Source organism: Aeromonas sp. 30P, from assembly GCF_051919805.1.
Taxonomy (GTDB): Bacteria; Pseudomonadota; Gammaproteobacteria; order Enterobacterales; family Aeromonadaceae; genus Aeromonas; species Aeromonas veronii.
Genome location: NZ_JBQBEA010000001.1, coordinates 4,658,816 through 4,675,189 on the forward strand (window position 1 = coordinate 4,658,816; position 16,374 = coordinate 4,675,189).

Consider the following 16,374-nt stretch of genomic DNA (forward strand, 5'->3'; position numbering starts at 1 on the left):
GGACTCACAAGATGTATACGGAAACCATTAACAAGTGCGCCGCCAACGCGGCCCGCATCAACCGCTTCGAGCGCAGCGACAAGCTCGGCTTCTGGCTCAGCTCCGCCATGGCGGGGGCCTATGTGGGCCTCGGCATCATCCTCATCTTCACCCTCGGCAATCTGGTGGACCCCGCCATCCGGCCGCTGGTGATGGGGGCCACCTTCGGCATCGCCCTGACGCTGGTCATCATCGCCGGCTCCGAGCTGTTTACCGGCCACACCATGTTCCTCACCTTCGGGGTGAAGACGGGCAAGATCACCATGGCCGACCTGCTGCGCATCCTGCCGCAGACCTGGGCGGGCAATCTGATTGGCTCCGTTGTGGTGGCACTCATCTACTCCTACGGCGGCAGCCTGCTGCCGGATGCGGGCAGTCTGGCCCACAAGGTGGCGCTGGCCAAAACCCAGGCACCGGCGCTGACCCTGTTTATGAAGGGGATCCTCTGCAACTGGCTGGTCTGCCTCGCCATCTGGATGGCGCTGCGCACCGAAGGGGCCGCCCGCTTCATCGCCATCTGGTGGTGCCTGCTGGCCTTTATCGCTTCCGGCTACGAGCACTCCATCGCCAACATGACCCTGTTCGCCCTCTCCTGGTTTGGCGCCCACTCCGAGGCCTACACCCTGAGCGGCATCGGCCACAACCTGCTGTGGGTGACGCTGGGCAACACCGTCTCCGGCGTCCTCTTTATGGGCCTCGGCTACTGGTATGCCACCCCGAAAGCAGAGCGCCCGGTTGCAGTGAGCGAGACCACCAGCACCGCCAACCAGACCCGAACCGCCTGATCCGGAGGCCCCATGGACTACTTGCCCATCTTTTGCCGACTCGACAACAAACCCGTGCTGCTGGTCGGCGGCGGCGAGGTAGCGGAACGCAAGGCGCGTCTGCTGCTGGATGCCGGTGCCCACCTCACAGTCGTGGCGCCCGAGCTCGACCCCGAGCTGGCGGAACTGGCGGCCAACGGCAGCATCGAGTGGCTGGCCGGTGAATTTGTGCCGGAACAACTGGCGGGCAAGTGGCTGGTGGTGGCCGCCACCGATCGGCGCGAGGTGAATGCGCTGGTTTACCAGAGCGCCAATCAGGCGCGGATCTTTGCCAACGTGGTGGATGACCCGAAACGCTCCAGCTTCATCATGCCGTCGCTCATCGATCGCTCACCGCTGATGGTGGCCATCTCCTCCGGCGGCAAGGCACCGGTGCTGGCCCGCCTGCTACGGGAAAAACTCGAAGCCCTGCTGCCGCAGCATCTGGGGGCCGTGGCGGCCTTCGCCGGCAGCCTGCGGGAGCGGGTCAAGGCGCGATTCGCCAACATGGGAGAGCGGCGCCGCTTCTGGGAGCGGCTACTCGGGGCGGACCGACTCGGTCAGGCGCTGGCGCGGGGCAATAGCGCCTCTGCCAACCAGCTGGCCGACAACCTGTTTGCCGACGAGAGCCAGACCGGAGGTGAGGTGGTGTTGGTGGGAGCCGGCCCCGGCGATCCGGGTCTGCTCACTCTGCACGCCCTGCGCCAGATGCAGCAGGCGGACGTGGTGGTCTATGACCGACTGGTCTCCGACGAGGTGATGGCACTGGTGCGCCGGGATGCCAAGCGCATCTTCGTCGGCAAGCAGGCGGGCAACCACTGCGTGCCGCAGGAGGGGGTCAACCAGCTCTTGCTGGAGGAGGCGAAGAAGGGGCAGCGGGTGGTGCGGCTGAAGGGGGGAGACCCCTTTATCTTCGGCCGTGGCGGCGAGGAGCTGGAGACGCTGGTCGGCAGCGGCATCGGTTTTCAGGTGGTGCCGGGGATCACGGCGGCCAGCGGCTGCGCGGCCTACGCCGGTATTCCGCTGACCCACCGCGATCACGCCCAGAGCGTGCGTTTCGTCACCGCCCACGGCAAGGGTGGCGCCCGGGATCTCGACTGGCCGCTCTTGGCCAAGGACAAGCAGACCCTGGTGTTCTACATGGGGCTCTCCTCCTGTGCCACCATCCGCGAGCAACTGCTGGCCCACGGCAAGGCGGGCCACACCCCGGTGGCGCTGATCGAGCGCGGCACCCAGCCAAGCCAGCGGGTCATTCGCGGTACCCTCGATCAGTTGCCCGCGCTGGCTGTGGGGGTCGAGAGTCCGGCGCTGATCATGGTGGGCTCGGTGGTGACGCTGGCCGACCGGCTCGCCTGGTTTGGCGAGGCACCACAGCGCCAGCGAGCCCTCGCCTAAGGGATCATCGGCAACTCACCATGAGGCCACCAGCAGGTGGCCTCACTTTTACCTCTCTATTCTCCCATCACGGTCATAACCTGTTGTTTTAAGTCTGGTATCCTATGGGCATTGAGCCCTTGGCCACCATCTCAGGAATTCATCCCATGTCTCTTCCCATCAAGAACAGCGCCCGGCAGCGCGCGGATGACAGATCCCGCATTCTCACCCTGCTGCTGCGCGATGATGCCCTCACCGACAGCCTGCTCGATCCGCAGGCGGTGCAGGATGCCGAACAGCGTGACCAGACCAGCGAACTCACAGCGCTGGTCAACGGGTTGCCCGCCGCCGACGTCGCCGATGCGCTGGAATCGCTGCCGCCCGATGAGCGTCATGCCCTGTGGGCGCTGGTGGAGGAGGAGAAGCGCGGCCAGATCCTGGTCGAAGCGTCGGAGACGGTGTGGGACAGCCTCATCAGCGGGATGAGCGACAAGGAGCTGCTGCACGCCCTGCGCACCCTGGATATCGACGACCAGATCTATCTGGGCCAGTACCTGCCGCGCAACCTGATGGGGCGGCTGCTCACCTATATGGCCCCCGCCGAGAGGGATCGGGTGCGGGAGGTGATCCGCTACGGCAAGCACACCGTCGGCGCCATGATGGACTTCGAGATCATCACCATCCGCCCCGAGGTGAGTCTGGCCACGGTGCAGCGCTACCTGCGCCTGCGCGGCAAGATCCCCGCCAACACCGACAAGCTGTTCGTCATCGATCGGCGCAACCATTTGCTGGGGGAGCTGGCCCTCACCACTGTGCTGCTGCACAAGCCCGCCACCCTGGTGAGCGACGTGATGGAGCGGGATCCGGTCACCTTCGATCCGGAGGATAACGACGAAGCGGCCGCCCGCACCTTCGAGCGGGATGACCTGCTCTCCGCCGCCGTGGTGGATGGCAAGGGCAAGCTGATGGGCCGCCTCACCGTCGAAGAGGTGGTGGACCTGGTCTATGAAGAGAGCGACACCGACCTGCGCCGGATGGGGGGTATCAGCGAGGATGAAGACGTATTCGCGCCCGTCTCCAAAGCGGTCAAGACCCGCTGGGCCTGGCTTGCCATCAACCTCTGCACCGCCTTTGTCGCCTCGCGGGTGATCGGCCTGTTCGAGCACACCATCTCGCAACTGGTGGCGCTGGCGGCCCTGATGCCCATCGTCGCCGGGATCGGCGGCAACACCGGCAACCAGACCATCACCATGATAGTGCGGGCGCTGGCGCTGCAACACATTCAGGCGGGCAACCTCTCCTTCCTGCTGCTGCGGGAACTCGGGGTCGCCTTTATCAACGGGCTGGTGTGGGGCGGCACCATGGGCATTGCCACCTACCTGCTCTATCAGGATGCGGCGCTCGGCGCCGTGATGACGCTCGCCATGATGCTCAACCTGCTGGTGGCCGCCCTGATGGGAGTCATCATCCCCATGACCATGACCCGACTCGGCCGCGACCCGGCAGTCGGTGCCAGCGTGATGATCACCGCCATCACCGACACCGGCGGCTTCTTTATCTTCCTAGGGCTGGCGACCCTGTTCCTGCTGTAACCAGCCACTCAAACCATAAAAAACAGGCCCACCGAAGTGGGCCTGCTGTTATTTGCGTGGGTGGGAGTATCGCGCTAAAGGGCGCTACTCCCGCTCCTTCACATAAGGTGTACCAAGTGCCTTGGGTGCCACGGCACGGCCGATAAAACCGGCCAGCAGGAACACGGTCAGGATGTAGGGCAGAGCCTCAATGGCCTGCACCGGAATGGCGAAGCCACCGATACTGACCCCTTGCAAGCGGATGGCGACCGCATCGAGGAAACCGAACAGCAGGCAGGCTGCCATGGCATTCCAGGGGCGCCACTTGCCGAACACCAGCGCCGCCAGTGCCATAAAGCCCTTGCCCGCACTCATGTTGGGGATGAACTGGGCCGTCTGGGCCACAGCCAGATAGGTGCCACCGATACCGGCCAGCAGGCCGCCGATGAGGAGCGCGGTGTAGCGCATCCGCACCACAGAGATACCGGCGGTATCGACTGCTGCCGGTGCCTCACCCACCGCCCGTAGACGCAGACCGAAGCGGGTACGAAACATCACCCACCAGGCCAGCGGCACACAGGCGAACGCCACGTACTCCAGCAGGGAGTGGCCGCTCAGCAGCTCGCTGTAGAGCTGGCCGATCACCGGCACATCCCACAGCTCCTTGGCATAGGGCAGATCGATGGGGGCGAACCGGGCATCACCGGAGAGCGCCGGGGTCTGGCCACCCTGATCGAACCAGTAACGGCCCAGGGTCACGGTCAGACCGGCCGCCAGAATGTTGATGGCCATGCCGCTCACCACCTGATCACCGCGGTGAGTGATGGTGGCAAAGCCGTGCATCAGGGCAAACAGGATGGAGACACCCACCCCGGCACCCAGACCTATCCAGGCAGAACCGGAGACCGCCGCAGCCGCACCACTGGCGAACGCTGCTGCCAGCAGTTTGCCTTCCAGCGCGATATTGACCACCCCGGAGCGCTCGCAAAACATGCCCGCCATGGCGGCCAGAATCAACGGTGGTGCGGTCCGAATGGTCGCATCCAGCATCAGGATCAGAATTTCAAACATGATCAGACTCCTTTAGCTTGCGCGGCTGAGCGGTTGGCAAACGCCAGATAGAGCTGCTCGATACGCGGACGCATCATGTGCTCAAGGGCGCCACAGAACAGGATCACCAGACCCTGCAACACCACCACGATGTTGCGGTCGACACCGAACTCGAAGCTGAGCTCGGCGCCCCCCTGATAGAGGAAACCGAACAGCAGGCTGGCGATGATGACGCCGACCGGATGGTTGCGCCCCATCAGCGCTACCGCGATACCGGTGAAGCCGAACCCTTCCACGAAGTTGAGCTTGATCTGGTGCAGCTCACCCTGCAGCACGTTGAGGGCGAAGAAGCCCGACAGCATGCCGGAGATGACCATGGCTAGGATCACCACCTTGGGATAGGAGATACCGGCATAGGCGGAGGCACTTTGGCTGGCGCCGACCGAGCGGATCTCGTAACCCCAGCGGGTGTGCCAGATAAAGACCCACACCAGCACCGCACAGATCAGCGCCCAGAAGAAGCTGATATTGAGCGGGCTGTTGGGGATCTCCATCCGAACAGGCTCGCCAGCCCGCTCATCTTGGGCAGCCAGCTTGCTTCGGCAAACACCTTGCTCTCGGTCGCCATCGAGCCGGGCGGCTTGAACACCTCCACCAGCAGATAGGCCATCAGCGAGGCGGCGATGAAGTTGAACATGATGGTGGTGATCACGATGTGACTACCGCGCTTGGCTTGCAGCCAGGCCGGAATAAAGGCCCAGGCCGCACCGAACAGACCACCGGCAATGATGGAGAGCGGCAACAGCAGGGCAAACGGCAGCACATCGCCGAGCATCAGACAGACCAGACCCACACCGAGACCGCCGATATAGGCCTGACCTTCGCCACCGATATTGAACAGACCGGCGTGAAAGGCGACCGCCACCGACAGACCGGTAAAGATAAAGCCGGTTGCGTAGTAGAGGGTGAAGCCGACCCCTTCACCTGTGCCGAACGCGCCGTACCACATGATCTTGGCGGCATCGACCGGGTTGATGTCGAGGTAGTAGAACAGAATAATGGCCGACACCAGGAAGGCCAGCAGGATGTTGACCGCAGACAAGACGCCTACGGAGACCCAGGCAGGAATACGTACTTGGCTCATCAGTGGGCCTCCTTGGCAACTTCGTCCGGCACTATGTTCGCCATCATCAGACCAATGGTGCGCTCATCCGCCTTGGCACCATCCAGCTCGCCGACGATGCGACCATCGGCAATGACCAGAATGCGATCTGCGAGGCTCATGATCTCGTCCAGCTCCACCGAGACCAGCAAGACGGCCTTGCCCTTGTCGCGCATGGCGATGATCTGCTGATGGATATACTCGATGGCGCCGATGTCGACCCCGCGGGTCGGCTGGCCGATCAACAGCACATCCGGGTCCTGCTCCACTTCACGGGCGATCACCAGCTTCTGCTGGTTGCCACCGGAGAAGTTGGCGGTCTTGTGATCGGGATGGGGCGGGCGCACGTCCCACTTCTCCATCTTGGCCTGACAATCCTGCTGGATCGCCTCCTTGTTCTGCAGCCACCCCTTGTTGTATTGCGGACGGCGGTGATAACCGAGGATAAAAGCCTCTTTCGCCTCGAAGCGGTTGATCAGCCCCATCTTGTGGCGATCTTCCGGCACATGGCCGAGGCCGTAGTTGCGCACCAGCTCGGGATCGGCCGGGTGCTCCGCGCTCACCTTGTGCACGCCGCTGCGGCTGCTGATGGTAAAGCCGCCCTTGCTCGGCTTGAGAATACCGCCAAGCAGGCTGAGCAGTTCGGACTGGCCGTTGCCGGAGACCCCGGCGATGCCGACCACTTCACCGGCCCGCACTTCGAAACTGACCGATTTGACCCGCTCCACCTTGCTGGCGTCGACGTAGCTGAGCCCTTCGATCTTCAGCTTGGCTTCACCGGGCTGGGTTGGCCCCTTGTCGACCTTGAGGCGCACCTTGCGGCCCACCATCAGTTCGGCCAGCTGCTCCTTGTCGGTATCCTTGGTGGCGACGTGGGCCACCATCTCGCCACGGCGCATGATGGAGACCTGATCGGTAATGGCCAAGATCTCCCGCAGCTTGTGGGTGATAAGGATGATGGTCGCCCCCTGATCCCGCAGCTTTTTCAGCACCTCGAACAGGTGATCCGCCTCTTGCGGGGTCAGTACCCCGGTCGGCTCGTCGAGGATCAGGATGCGGGCGCCGCGATAGAGCGCCTTGAGAATTTCGACCCGCTGTTGCAAGCCAACCGGCAGATCTTCGACCTTCTCGTGCAACGGCACGTCGAGGCCATAATCCCGCGCCAGTTCGCCAAGCAGCTTTTCGGCTGACGCCACGCTCTGCTGAAGGTGCCAGCCGTTCTCAGCGCCGAGGATGACGTTTTCCAATACGGTGAAGTTATTGACCAGCATGAAGTGCTGGTGAACCATGCCCACCCCTGCGGCAATCGCATCTTGTGAGCCATGGGGTTTGAAAGGATTCCCGTCGATCAGCATCTCGCCTTTATCGGCATGGTAGAAACCATAAATGATGCTCATCAGGGTGGACTTACCGGCGCCATTTTCGCCGACAATGCCGTGGATACTGCCTTTGCGAACCTTAAGGTCGATCAGCTTGTTGGCGTACACTTCGCCGAACCGCTTATCGATACCTCTTAATTCGATGGCATAGCGATCTGTCTGGTCCATGATGCAGCCCTGCGTTTCATGAAATAAGACTAAAAACCGGCCCGTGCGGGCCGGTGGTGCGTTGAGAGTCGTAGCAACTATCTAATTAGTATTTGCAGGTGTTATCGCTCATGTAGTCATGAACCTTGACCTTGCCAGCGATGATTTCAGCCTTGATGGCATCCACCTTGGCTTTCATTTCCGGGGTGATCAGCTTCTCGTTGTCCTTGTCGAGTGCCCAATCCACACCGCCTTCAGCCAGACCCAGGTTCTTGATACCCGGCTTCCACTCGCCTTTGGCAGCGTCATCCCAGGTCTGGTAAGCGGCCAGACCCACAGACTTGACCATGGAGGTCAGCATGGTGCCCGGTTGCAGGTGGTTCTGGTTGGAGTCCACCCCGATGGCGAACTTGCCGCTGTCCTTGGCTGCCTGATAGACACCGATACCGGTACCGCCAGCCGCGGCGTAAACCACGTCAGCGCCCTTGGCGAACTGGGACTTGGCCAGCTCGGCACCTTTCGCCGGGTCAGCAAACGCGGCCGGGGTAGAGCCCGCCATGTTCTGGAACACTTCGATCTTCGGATTGACGAACTTGGCACCCTGCTCGTAGCCGCACTGGAATTTGCGGATCAGCGGGATATCCATGCCGCCCACGAAGCCGACCTTGCCGCTCTTGGAAGCGATGGCAGCCAGCGCACCCACCAGGAAGGAACCTTCATGCTCCTTGAAGATGACGGACTGGACGTTCGGCTTGTCGACCACCATGTCGATGATGGTGAACTGGGTTTTCGGGAATTCGGTCGCAACCTTCTCTACCGCAGAACCCATATTGAAACCGACCGCCACGATCGGGCCGTTGCCACGGCTGGCCAGACGACGCAGACCCTGCTCGCGCTGGGCTTCGTTCTGGGGTTCAAACTCTTTGACCTTGACGCCCTTGTCCTTGTTGTAGAGCTCGACGCCGTTACGGAACACGGCTTCGTTGAATGATTTGTCATACTTGCCCGCGGTGTCATAAATGACGGCTGGCTCGGAAGCAGCCTGAGCAGAGAGAGCAGCGAGAGTGAGGGAGGCCACAGTGGCCAGCTTGAGCACTTTAGTCACGATCGTATCCTTGATTGTTATTAAGTGAGGGAACTTGCTTGCCTGTCAGAGCAGGCTATCTAGCACGCAGGCTTACTCTAAGTCAGCCCCGATGCGGGTCAAGCAAATGATAAGGGAAAAACGTTTGCGTTAACGGTTTGAATTCTAAGCAAATAACCTTATAAGCAGTTGTTTTTTAGCTACTTTTCAGTTTTTTATGCTAACAACCAAAAGACCCAAACGACATTTCTCTTATTGTTCAGCAAGTTACTGTAAACCGTTTTCCCCTGTTATTCATCCAGCCCCCCGGCAAGCCCGTGATCCGGCTCGCAAAATCCCCACAAACCGCGCGAGCAAGGATTGGCTACAGCTGGAAACCTCCCCGTCCCGTTCTCTCTGCGCCAGCCAAAAATGGCCGCACCGGCGCCCCCGCAAGCCCCCATCTCGCCCCTCCCCCCGAGTTTGGATTTGGTCTGGCAGGGGGATGGCCGTATAATCCCCGCCTGTATAAATAAACAGGAGTGGTGATGGACGTTTCAACCCTGCTCGACGGGCTCAACGACAAGCAAAGAGATGCCGTTGCGGCGCCCCGCAGCAACCTGCTAGTGCTGGCCGGTGCCGGTTCGGGCAAGACCCGGGTGCTGGTGCACCGTATCGCCTGGCTGATGCAGGTGGAACGCTGTTCACCCTTCTCCATCATCGCGGTCACCTTTACCAACAAGGCGGCGGCCGAGATGCGCGGCCGGGTCGAAAAAGTGATCGGCGACGGCGTGCGCGGCATGTGGATCGGCACCTTCCACGGTATCGCCCACCGCCTGCTGCGGGCCCACCATCTGGATGCGGGCTTGCCGCAGGATTTCCAGATCCTCGACTCCGACGACCAGTACCGGCTGATCCGCCGGGTGCTCAAGGCGCTCAACCTTGACGAGAAGCACTGGGCCCCGCGCGCCGTGATGGGCTACATCAACGGCAAGAAGGATGAAGGCTTGCGCCCCGGCGACATCGACCTCTACGGCGACCCCGTCACCCGCACCTATCAGCAGATCTACAAGACCTATCAGGAGACCTGCGATCGCTCCGGTCTGGTGGACTTTGCAGAACTCTTGCTGCGTGCCCACGAGCTGTGGCTCAACAAGCCGCACATCCTCGAGCACTACCGCGACCGCTTCCAGAACATCCTGGTGGACGAGTTTCAGGATACCAACGGCATCCAGTACGCCTGGCTGCGGATGCTGGCAGGCAACAGCGGCAAGGTGATGATCGTCGGTGACGATGACCAGTCCATCTACGGCTGGCGCGGCGCCAAGATCGAGAATATCCAGCGCTTCCTGACCGACTATCAGGGCGCCGAGACCATCCGCCTCGAGCAGAACTACCGCTCCACCGCCAATATCCTGAAAGCGGCCAACAGCGTCATCGCCAACAACGCCGAGCGCCTTGGCAAGGAGCTGTGGACCGAAGGGGCCGAGGGCGAGCCGATTTCGCTGTATGCCGCCTTCAACGAGGTGGACGAAGCGCGCTTCGTGGTCGGCCGCCTCAAGGATTGGAAGGAAAAGGGCGGCCTCCTGGCCGACTGCGCCATCCTCTATCGCTCCAATGCCCAGTCGCGGGTGCTGGAAGAGGCGCTGATGCAGGACGCCATGCCGTATCGTATCTACGGCGGCCTGCGCTTCTTCGAACGGCAGGAAATTAAAGACGCCATGGCCTATCTGCGTCTTATCAACAACCGTGGCGACGACGCCAGCTTCGAGCGGGTGGTCAATACCCCGACCCGTGGCATCGGCGATCGCACCCTCGAGATACTGCGCAACAACGCCCGCGATCAGGGGCTCAACCTGTGGCAATCGGCCAAGGCGCTGCTCAACGACAAGGTGCTGACCGGTCGCGCCGGTAACGCGGTGCGCGGCTTTGTCGATCTTATTGATGCGCTGGAGGAACAGGTCTCCCTGCTGCCGCTGCACCAGCAGGCGGATATCGCCATCCAGAACTCCGGCCTCAAGGCGATGTATCTGGCGGAAAAAGGCGAGAAATCCCAGGCGCGGGTAGAGAACCTGGACGAGCTGGTCACCGCCTGCCGCCAGTACCAGCGCCCGGACGAGCTGGAAGATATGAGCGATCTCTCCGCCTTCCTCGCCCACGCGGCGCTGGAATCGGGCGAGAATCAGGCGGACGAATATGCCGACGCGGTGCAGCTGATGACCTTGCACAGCGCCAAGGGGCTGGAGTTCCCGCTGGTACTGCTGGTCGGCGTCGAAGAGGGCATGTTCCCCAGCCAGCAATCGACCGAGGAGTCGGGTCGGCTGGAAGAGGAGCGCCGCCTCTGTTACGTCGGCATGACCCGCGCCATGGAGAAGCTCTACATCTGTTATGCCGAGAGCCGCCGCATCTACGGCCGCGAGATGTTCCACAAGCCGAGCCGCTTTATCCGCGAGATGCCCGCCGAGTGTCTGGAAGAGATCAGGCTGCGCACTCAGGTCAGCCGCCCCACCCAGTACGGCCGCTTTAGCCAGAACGAGGTGCAGCAGAGCTTCGACGCCAGCGGCATCAAGCTCGGCCAGCGGGTGCTCCATCCAAAATTCGGCGAAGGGGTGGTACTCAACTTCGAAGGGGTCGGCCAGCAGAGCCGGGTGCAGATCCAGTTCGACGACGTCGGCGCCAAATGGCTGGTAACGGCGTATGCCAGACTGGAAGCGCTGTAGCTTTTCTCGCTTTTTAACTGCACCAACCCGGCTTAGGGCGGGTTGGTTATATATGCTACATCGCGACGACTTTAAATACGCGATCGTCCGAATACGCTTCGCTATTCGAACCTACGGAGTTTTTAAATTTCCATTTCCACGGAATAGATAATGAATAGTGAATTACGTTTTGAACGCTGGCTTAAAGTATCAATTGGATTGATCAGGTTTGAGCCTTTTTTAATGAGCCTTGTGCAAAATCTTGGCGAAATGGATGCAAACCTATGCAAGATAGATTTTGAGTTGGTTCAAAAATACAAGAATGGTGGTGATGCCAATAACGATTATGACTTGATACAACGTCATCTTACACATTCTTATTTATGGATTTTGGGGGCGTATGAGGTTGTGCGAACGCTAACTCAGCTCCTTAAAGAACAAAAAAGTGATGACCCAGTAGTAGTATTGCATCGATTCCAGGCTGCAAGAACCCGATTCGCGCGTTTGCGAATACCACTGGCAAAACTGGAACCAGCTAGAGACTACAAGAAAACAGACTTCCAGATAGCGTATCCAGGCTTTGATTATGACGTCGGTATAGCTTGGCAAGTTAATGAAGATATGGTGATTTCTCGACAAGAACTTTCTGATTTATTTTTAGACACGTTGGAATTCATGCGCACCTTAAAGATAAATAGGTCTGTAGGTTCGATTAGCGAAGCGTAATCGGACGATCGCGTAATCGGACATTCACATTGACATAACCCTTGATAGGTTTACTCCGATCCCCCCAATACTCCATCCACCGACTCACACCAATCCGGCGGATAGACGCCGCTCGCTACATAACGATGGAAGGTGGAATACGGCCAATCGGCCACCCGCGTGACATGACCATGTTTGAGCGGGTTGATATGGACGTAATCCATATGGTGGCGGTAATCCTGCTCATCCCGGATCAGGTGTTCCCAATAATGGCGCTGCCAGATGCCCCGCTCCCCGTGGCGTAGCCGGGTCTGGTTGCGCCGCTCATTGACCGGCAGGGCACGGGAAAAGTGGCTTTTGATCAGCCGCCAACGCAGGGGGAAATCGGTGTCCCCTTCCGGTAAAGAGAGGATGCAGTGGAGGTGGTCGGGCAACACCACCCATGCGTGAATGGCGAAGGGGTGAGCCTGTTGCACCTTGGTAACGCTTTGACGCAGCAGGTCGATCTGCTCCACCAGCAACCGGTTGTTGCGTCGCTCCAGCAGGTTGACCGTAAAGAACCAGGTTCCTCCGGGCCACCATGCCCGCCGCCAATTGGCCATCCTCTTCCCCTCGTTGAGACCGAAAAGCCAAGCATAGCCTTGCCTCACTTCGATCTGCTTGCGGGCGTGATGAGGCGGATGTTCCATTACGCGGATGTTCGATTACGCGATCGTCCGATTACGCTTCGCTAATCGAACCTACATGGACAGGAAATCTGGAACACCCACTTTCGGGCAAAGGCGTAACTGGTGGAGCTACGCCTTGTTTTTGGTGGAAGCCTCTGGTCACTTAACCAACTTGCTCTCCATCACCCCTTGTTTGCCCTCCTCTTCACTGACCTGACTCAGCTTGGAGCGGGCCATCAGCAGGCCCATCTTGACCTCCTGCCAGACGTAGTAGTTTGTAGTGGTCTAATCATCCCGGACATCATTTTAGGTGGTACAGTCGCCACCATGACCTGAGGTGTTCAATGACAAGATTACGTCGCTCATTTACTGCCGAATTCAAACTCGAAGCCGCATCCCTGGTGCTCGACCAGGGATATTCAGTCCCCGAAGCCAGCCGTTCACTGGATGTCGGTGAAACCGTACTGCGCCGCTGGGTTCAGCAGCTCCAATCCGAACGCTGCGGCACAACCCCAATCAGCAAAGCGCTAACTCCTGAGCAGCAGAAAATCCAGGAGCTGGAAGCCCGTATCAATCGACTCGAACGTGAAAAGGACATTCTAAAAAAGGCTACTGCTCTCTTGATGGCGGACGACTTCACACGTACGCGCTGATAGACCGATTAAGGGAGCAAGCCCCCATCACCCTGGTCTGCTGCGCTTTCGATGTTCCAACATCCTGTTTTTACGACTATCTGGCTCGCAGGCGGGCGATTAACCGTGAACGTATGCAACCGCGCTGTGAGCTGCGCCGTTTGTTCAAAGCGAGCCGGAACTCAGCGGGCAGCCGTGCCTTGATGTCGATGATGCGGGAGTTGGGGTATCAGATTGGCCGATTCAAAGTACGTAACCTGATGAAGGAAGCCGAGTTGGTATCCAAACAGCCGGGCGCACACCGTTATAAGGTGGCACGGTCTGAACGACCGGACATTCCCAATCTGCTGGCCCGCGAATTTGATGTCCAGCAACCCAATCAGGTGTGGTGTGGCGATATTACCTACGTCTGGGCAGGTTGTCGTTGGCATTACCTGGCAGCGGTGCTTGACCTGTACACCCGACGGGTCGTGGGCTGGGCGATGTCTGACAAACCTGATGCAGAATTGGCAATCAAAGCACTGGAGATGGCCTATCAGCAGCGGGGTTGCCCATCCGGTGTGCTATTTCACTCTGACCAGGGCAGCCAATATGGTAGCCGAGCATTTCGGCAACGACTGTGGCGCTATCGCATGACCCAGAGTATGAGTCGGCGTGGCAACTGCTGGGATAATGCCCCGATGGAACGGTTGTTCAGAAGCCTGAAGTCAGAGTGGCTCCCGGCAACGGGATATATGAGCTTGCGAGAGGCGAAGCGGGATATCAGTTACTACCTGATGGATTACTACAACTGGCGGCGTCCACATCACCACAATGACGGGATACCGCCAGCAAAAGCCGAGGTTCGGCCTAACCCAGTGTCCGGATTTAGTTGACCACTACAGTTTTTACCCGCCTCGGTACTGAGGGTCAGGGTGGCATCGTTCTCCGACTTGGAGGTGATGGTGTGGCTGCCCGGCGTCACCTGCTTGAGGATATAGGTGTGGGCCACGGTATCGCCGACCGCCATACCATCCACCAGCAGCGGCATTTTCACCGCCGCACCGAAGGTCTCGTTGCGATAGATATAGAGGTTGGCCGCATCCTTGGGCGCCACAAACTGCTTGGCCTGCGCGTCTACGGTGGCATCGGCCATGGGTACGGAAGCACAACCGGAAAGTAGCGCCGCCGACAGCAGGGCGGCACTCATCATTATTTGCCTGAACATAGTCGTTATTTTTTAGTGAGTTAACGGGATTTAAAGGTTCGCATGAGCCTGCGCTGGCTGACAATCGCTCAAATCGAGCGGGATGTGACCCGGCTCAATTTTTCAGCATTTGGTGGGATGAAGGTGGGGGAAATCAGAAACCCGGCCGCCAGATGGGCTCGGCGGTCGGGTGAATTGTAAAGAGTAGGGTGACAGGGAAAGGGATCAGCCTAGTCTAATCAACTCGATGGGGGCGTAGCGCTCACCGGAGTTTGCCAGCAGCACGCACTTCTCATGCTCCGCCTGATAGGGGGTCATATTGTCGGTGTGGGCCTCTTTCAGACAATCGACTGCGCCAGTGGCGGCAATCATGACGCGCTGACCCAGGTTCAGCACATTGCGGTTACGGTCATAGATCTTCATCTCATTCTCCTTTTCTTGTGTCCTGGCGGATGCGCAGGCGTCTGTCCAGGACAACGGCATTCAGCCTACGCCCCTGAAAAAAGGTGATTTATGTCACAGATCAAAAAAGGGGCGATAAGGGACTCACAGGTTCAGAAAGCGAGCATGGCCCCTTGGCCAGCGGCTGTCGCGCGAAGTACCGCTGCCCTGCCCTTTTCGTCGTGGCGGGCTCGAACCCGGCAGCGGTTGGGGTATATTGGTGGCCGATTAGCCAGTCTCATTCACCGTGGCCGCACATGCGGGCCGCTGTTTCAACAAGATGGAGAGTGCTCATGAATCGCGACAATACCGCCCAGTTTATCAAGATGCTGACCAACCTCGACCACTGTCTGGCCAAGGCCGAGGCCCACGCCGCGGCGAAGCAGTTCAACGTGGAGAACTTCTTCGGCGAGCGGCTGATCGTCGATATGCTGCCGCTGTCCAAGCAGGTGCTGATCTGCTGCGATGCAGCCCGCGCCGTGGTGGCCACCGCCAGCCACAGCGAACTGCCGGCCATGGGCGATGATCCCAAAACCATCGCCGATCTGCGCGCCCATATCGGCAAGACCATCACTTATCTGCAAGGCAAGCTAGACGCGGACTACAGCCAGTACGCCAGCGGCCGTTACGTGCCCCACTGGGCGGGCGGCAAGGGGATGGATGGCCATACCTGCGTCCATGAGTACGGCATTCCCAACTTCTACTTCCACCTCACCATGGCCTACGCCCTGCTGCGCCGCGCCGGGGTCGATCTCGGCAAGCGCGACTATCTGGGCGGGCTCAACCTGCAATAAGCGTTGCACGCCACAGGCGGCAAACAGATAGCAAAAGCCTGCCACGCGGCAGGCTTTTTTATATCGGGTGGTGCAGATCTGGTGCGCAGAAGAGCTGCGCCCTAGAAGGGGCCGTTGTTCTCGCGCAGCTTGTCGGGCAGGCCGTCGTGATCCCCCAGCTCGCGCTCGGGCACATCATCCCAGTGCAGCTTGCCAAGGGTGATATTGCGCTCGGGATGCACGGCGTAGTGGATGCGGTTGTCCTCCCGGTCGGTATCGCCAATGCAGAGCAGGCGGACAGTCTCTTCGGTGTTGTTGATAAAGGCGTGGGCCAGCCCGTCACCGGCCTTGAAGCCCACCGAATCCCCCGGTTGCAGCCGATAGAGCACGCCGTCGAGCCAGACATCCGGCGTCCCTTCCAGCACGTGAACGAACTCATCCTCGGTCTTTTCGGCATGGGGCCAGCTGGTGCGATGGCCGGGCTCGACGATCTCGTGGTGAATGCCGATGCGGCTAAAGCCGAAGTGCTTGCCGAGGGCACAGCCGCGAGAAAGGGGCTCCTGACTGCCGGAGTAGTAGCGCGGCGTCTGCTCTTGCAGCTCGCTCCAGTGTTTGATGCAGGGGTGGCGATTCATAGCGGTTCCTTTTCTATGAGGATGCAGTCACGGGAAGGGTCATCCTG

The 16,374-nt window shown here is 60.0% G+C and carries 14 protein-coding genes and 2 pseudogenes; 7 read left to right on the top strand and 9 right to left on the bottom strand.

Annotated features, from left to right (window positions below):
* Window positions 1-11 precede the first annotated feature (11 nt).
* The 3 genes from nirC to mgtE all read left to right on the top strand — a co-directional run bounded on the left by nirC (window position 12) and on the right by mgtE (window position 3,808).
* Window positions 12-824: a nitrite transporter NirC gene (gene nirC / locus ACTG2B_RS22195; RefSeq protein ID WP_236320592.1), complete on the top strand. Its 813-nt coding sequence runs from the start codon at window positions 12-14 to the stop codon at window positions 822-824.
* 12 nt (window positions 825-836) lie between these two features.
* Window positions 837-2,237, top strand: a complete 1,401-nt coding sequence (gene cysG / locus ACTG2B_RS22200; RefSeq protein WP_439996859.1) for a siroheme synthase CysG — start codon at window positions 837-839, stop codon at window positions 2,235-2,237.
* A 146-nt stretch (window positions 2,238-2,383) separates the two neighbouring features.
* On the top strand, window positions 2,384-3,808 hold the full coding sequence (mgtE, locus tag ACTG2B_RS22205; RefSeq protein WP_201902629.1) for a magnesium transporter: 1,425 nt from the start codon (window positions 2,384-2,386) through the stop codon (window positions 3,806-3,808).
* Between the two features lie 84 nt (window positions 3,809-3,892).
* Here the strand turns inward: mgtE and ACTG2B_RS22210 are convergent, their stop codons facing one another.
* The 4 genes and pseudogenes from ACTG2B_RS22210 to ACTG2B_RS22225 form a co-directional block, all read right to left on the bottom strand.
* A complete protein-coding gene (locus ACTG2B_RS22210; protein ID WP_021230728.1) occupies window positions 3,893-4,858 on the bottom strand; it encodes an ABC transporter permease in 966 nt (321 codons plus the stop codon).
* A 2-nt stretch (window positions 4,859-4,860) separates the two neighbouring features.
* Window positions 4,861-5,981: pseudogene (locus ACTG2B_RS22215) on the bottom strand (ABC transporter permease).
* Complete coding sequence (locus tag ACTG2B_RS22220; protein ID WP_043821432.1) at window positions 5,981-7,546, bottom strand: ABC transporter ATP-binding protein; 1,566 nt, start codon at window positions 7,544-7,546, stop codon at window positions 5,981-5,983. The pseudogene ACTG2B_RS22215 and the gene ACTG2B_RS22220 overlap by 1 nt, the downstream one beginning before the upstream one ends.
* Window positions 7,547-7,631: 85 nt before the next feature.
* Window positions 7,632-8,630 (bottom strand): BMP family lipoprotein, encoded by a 999-nt coding sequence (locus ACTG2B_RS22225; RefSeq protein WP_005340803.1) that lies wholly within the window; start codon window positions 8,628-8,630, stop codon window positions 7,632-7,634.
* Window positions 8,631-9,136: 506 nt separating this feature from the next.
* On the opposite strand from ACTG2B_RS22225, the gene uvrD reads away from it, so the two are divergent.
* Together uvrD and ACTG2B_RS22235 are read left to right on the top strand one after the other, a co-directional pair.
* A complete protein-coding gene (gene uvrD, locus ACTG2B_RS22230; RefSeq protein ID WP_439996860.1) occupies window positions 9,137-11,308 on the top strand; it encodes a DNA helicase II in 2,172 nt (723 codons plus the stop codon).
* 150 nt (window positions 11,309-11,458) lie between these two features.
* Window positions 11,459-12,013 carry a hypothetical protein gene (locus ACTG2B_RS22235; protein ID WP_042039882.1) on the top strand — a complete coding sequence of 185 codons (555 nt, stop codon included), beginning with the start codon at window positions 11,459-11,461 and terminating at the stop codon, window positions 12,011-12,013.
* Window positions 12,014-12,063: 50 nt separating this feature from the next.
* Here ACTG2B_RS22235 and ACTG2B_RS22240 read toward each other — a convergent pair whose 3' ends face one another.
* Window positions 12,064-12,594 carry an REP-associated tyrosine transposase gene (locus ACTG2B_RS22240; RefSeq protein WP_258721930.1) on the bottom strand — a complete coding sequence of 177 codons (531 nt, stop codon included), beginning with the start codon at window positions 12,592-12,594 and terminating at the stop codon, window positions 12,064-12,066.
* 225 nt (window positions 12,595-12,819) lie between these two features.
* Window positions 12,820-12,936, bottom strand: a pseudogene (locus ACTG2B_RS22245) (DUF2846 domain-containing protein); the annotation flags it as partial.
* A 68-nt stretch (window positions 12,937-13,004) separates the two neighbouring features.
* Between ACTG2B_RS22245 and ACTG2B_RS22250 the strand changes: the two are divergent.
* Window positions 13,005-14,167 (top strand): IS3 family transposase gene (locus ACTG2B_RS22250; RefSeq protein ID WP_439995850.1). Its coding sequence is split into 2 segments (ribosomal slippage): window positions 13,005-13,260 and window positions 13,260-14,167, totalling 1,164 coding nucleotides; the frame shifts between segments, so codons are not numbered across the junction.
* On the opposite strand, the gene ACTG2B_RS22255 is transcribed toward ACTG2B_RS22250, so the two are convergent.
* Both ACTG2B_RS22255 and ydfZ read right to left on the bottom strand, forming a co-directional pair.
* Window positions 14,098-14,499, bottom strand: a complete 402-nt coding sequence (locus ACTG2B_RS22255) for a DUF2846 domain-containing protein (RefSeq protein ID WP_439996861.1) — start codon at window positions 14,497-14,499, stop codon at window positions 14,098-14,100. The two genes, ACTG2B_RS22250 and ACTG2B_RS22255, sit on opposite strands and share 70 nt — an antisense overlap.
* Before the next feature lie 204 nt (window positions 14,500-14,703).
* Window positions 14,704-14,901 (bottom strand): putative selenium delivery protein YdfZ, encoded by a 198-nt coding sequence (gene ydfZ / locus ACTG2B_RS22260; RefSeq protein WP_439996862.1) that lies wholly within the window; start codon window positions 14,899-14,901, stop codon window positions 14,704-14,706.
* Between the two features lie 311 nt (window positions 14,902-15,212).
* Between ydfZ and ACTG2B_RS22265 the strand changes: the two genes are divergently transcribed.
* On the top strand, window positions 15,213-15,713 hold the full coding sequence (locus ACTG2B_RS22265) for a DUF1993 domain-containing protein (RefSeq protein ID WP_439996863.1): 501 nt from the start codon (window positions 15,213-15,215) through the stop codon (window positions 15,711-15,713).
* Window positions 15,714-15,814: 101 nt separating this feature from the next.
* On the opposite strand, the gene ACTG2B_RS22270 is transcribed toward ACTG2B_RS22265, so the two are convergent.
* The gene (locus ACTG2B_RS22270) at window positions 15,815-16,327 is read right to left on the bottom strand and encodes a cupin domain-containing protein (protein ID WP_124928175.1); all 513 of its coding nucleotides are present in this window, start codon (window positions 16,325-16,327) and stop codon (window positions 15,815-15,817) included.
* Between the last annotated feature and the right edge of the window lie 47 nt (window positions 16,328-16,374).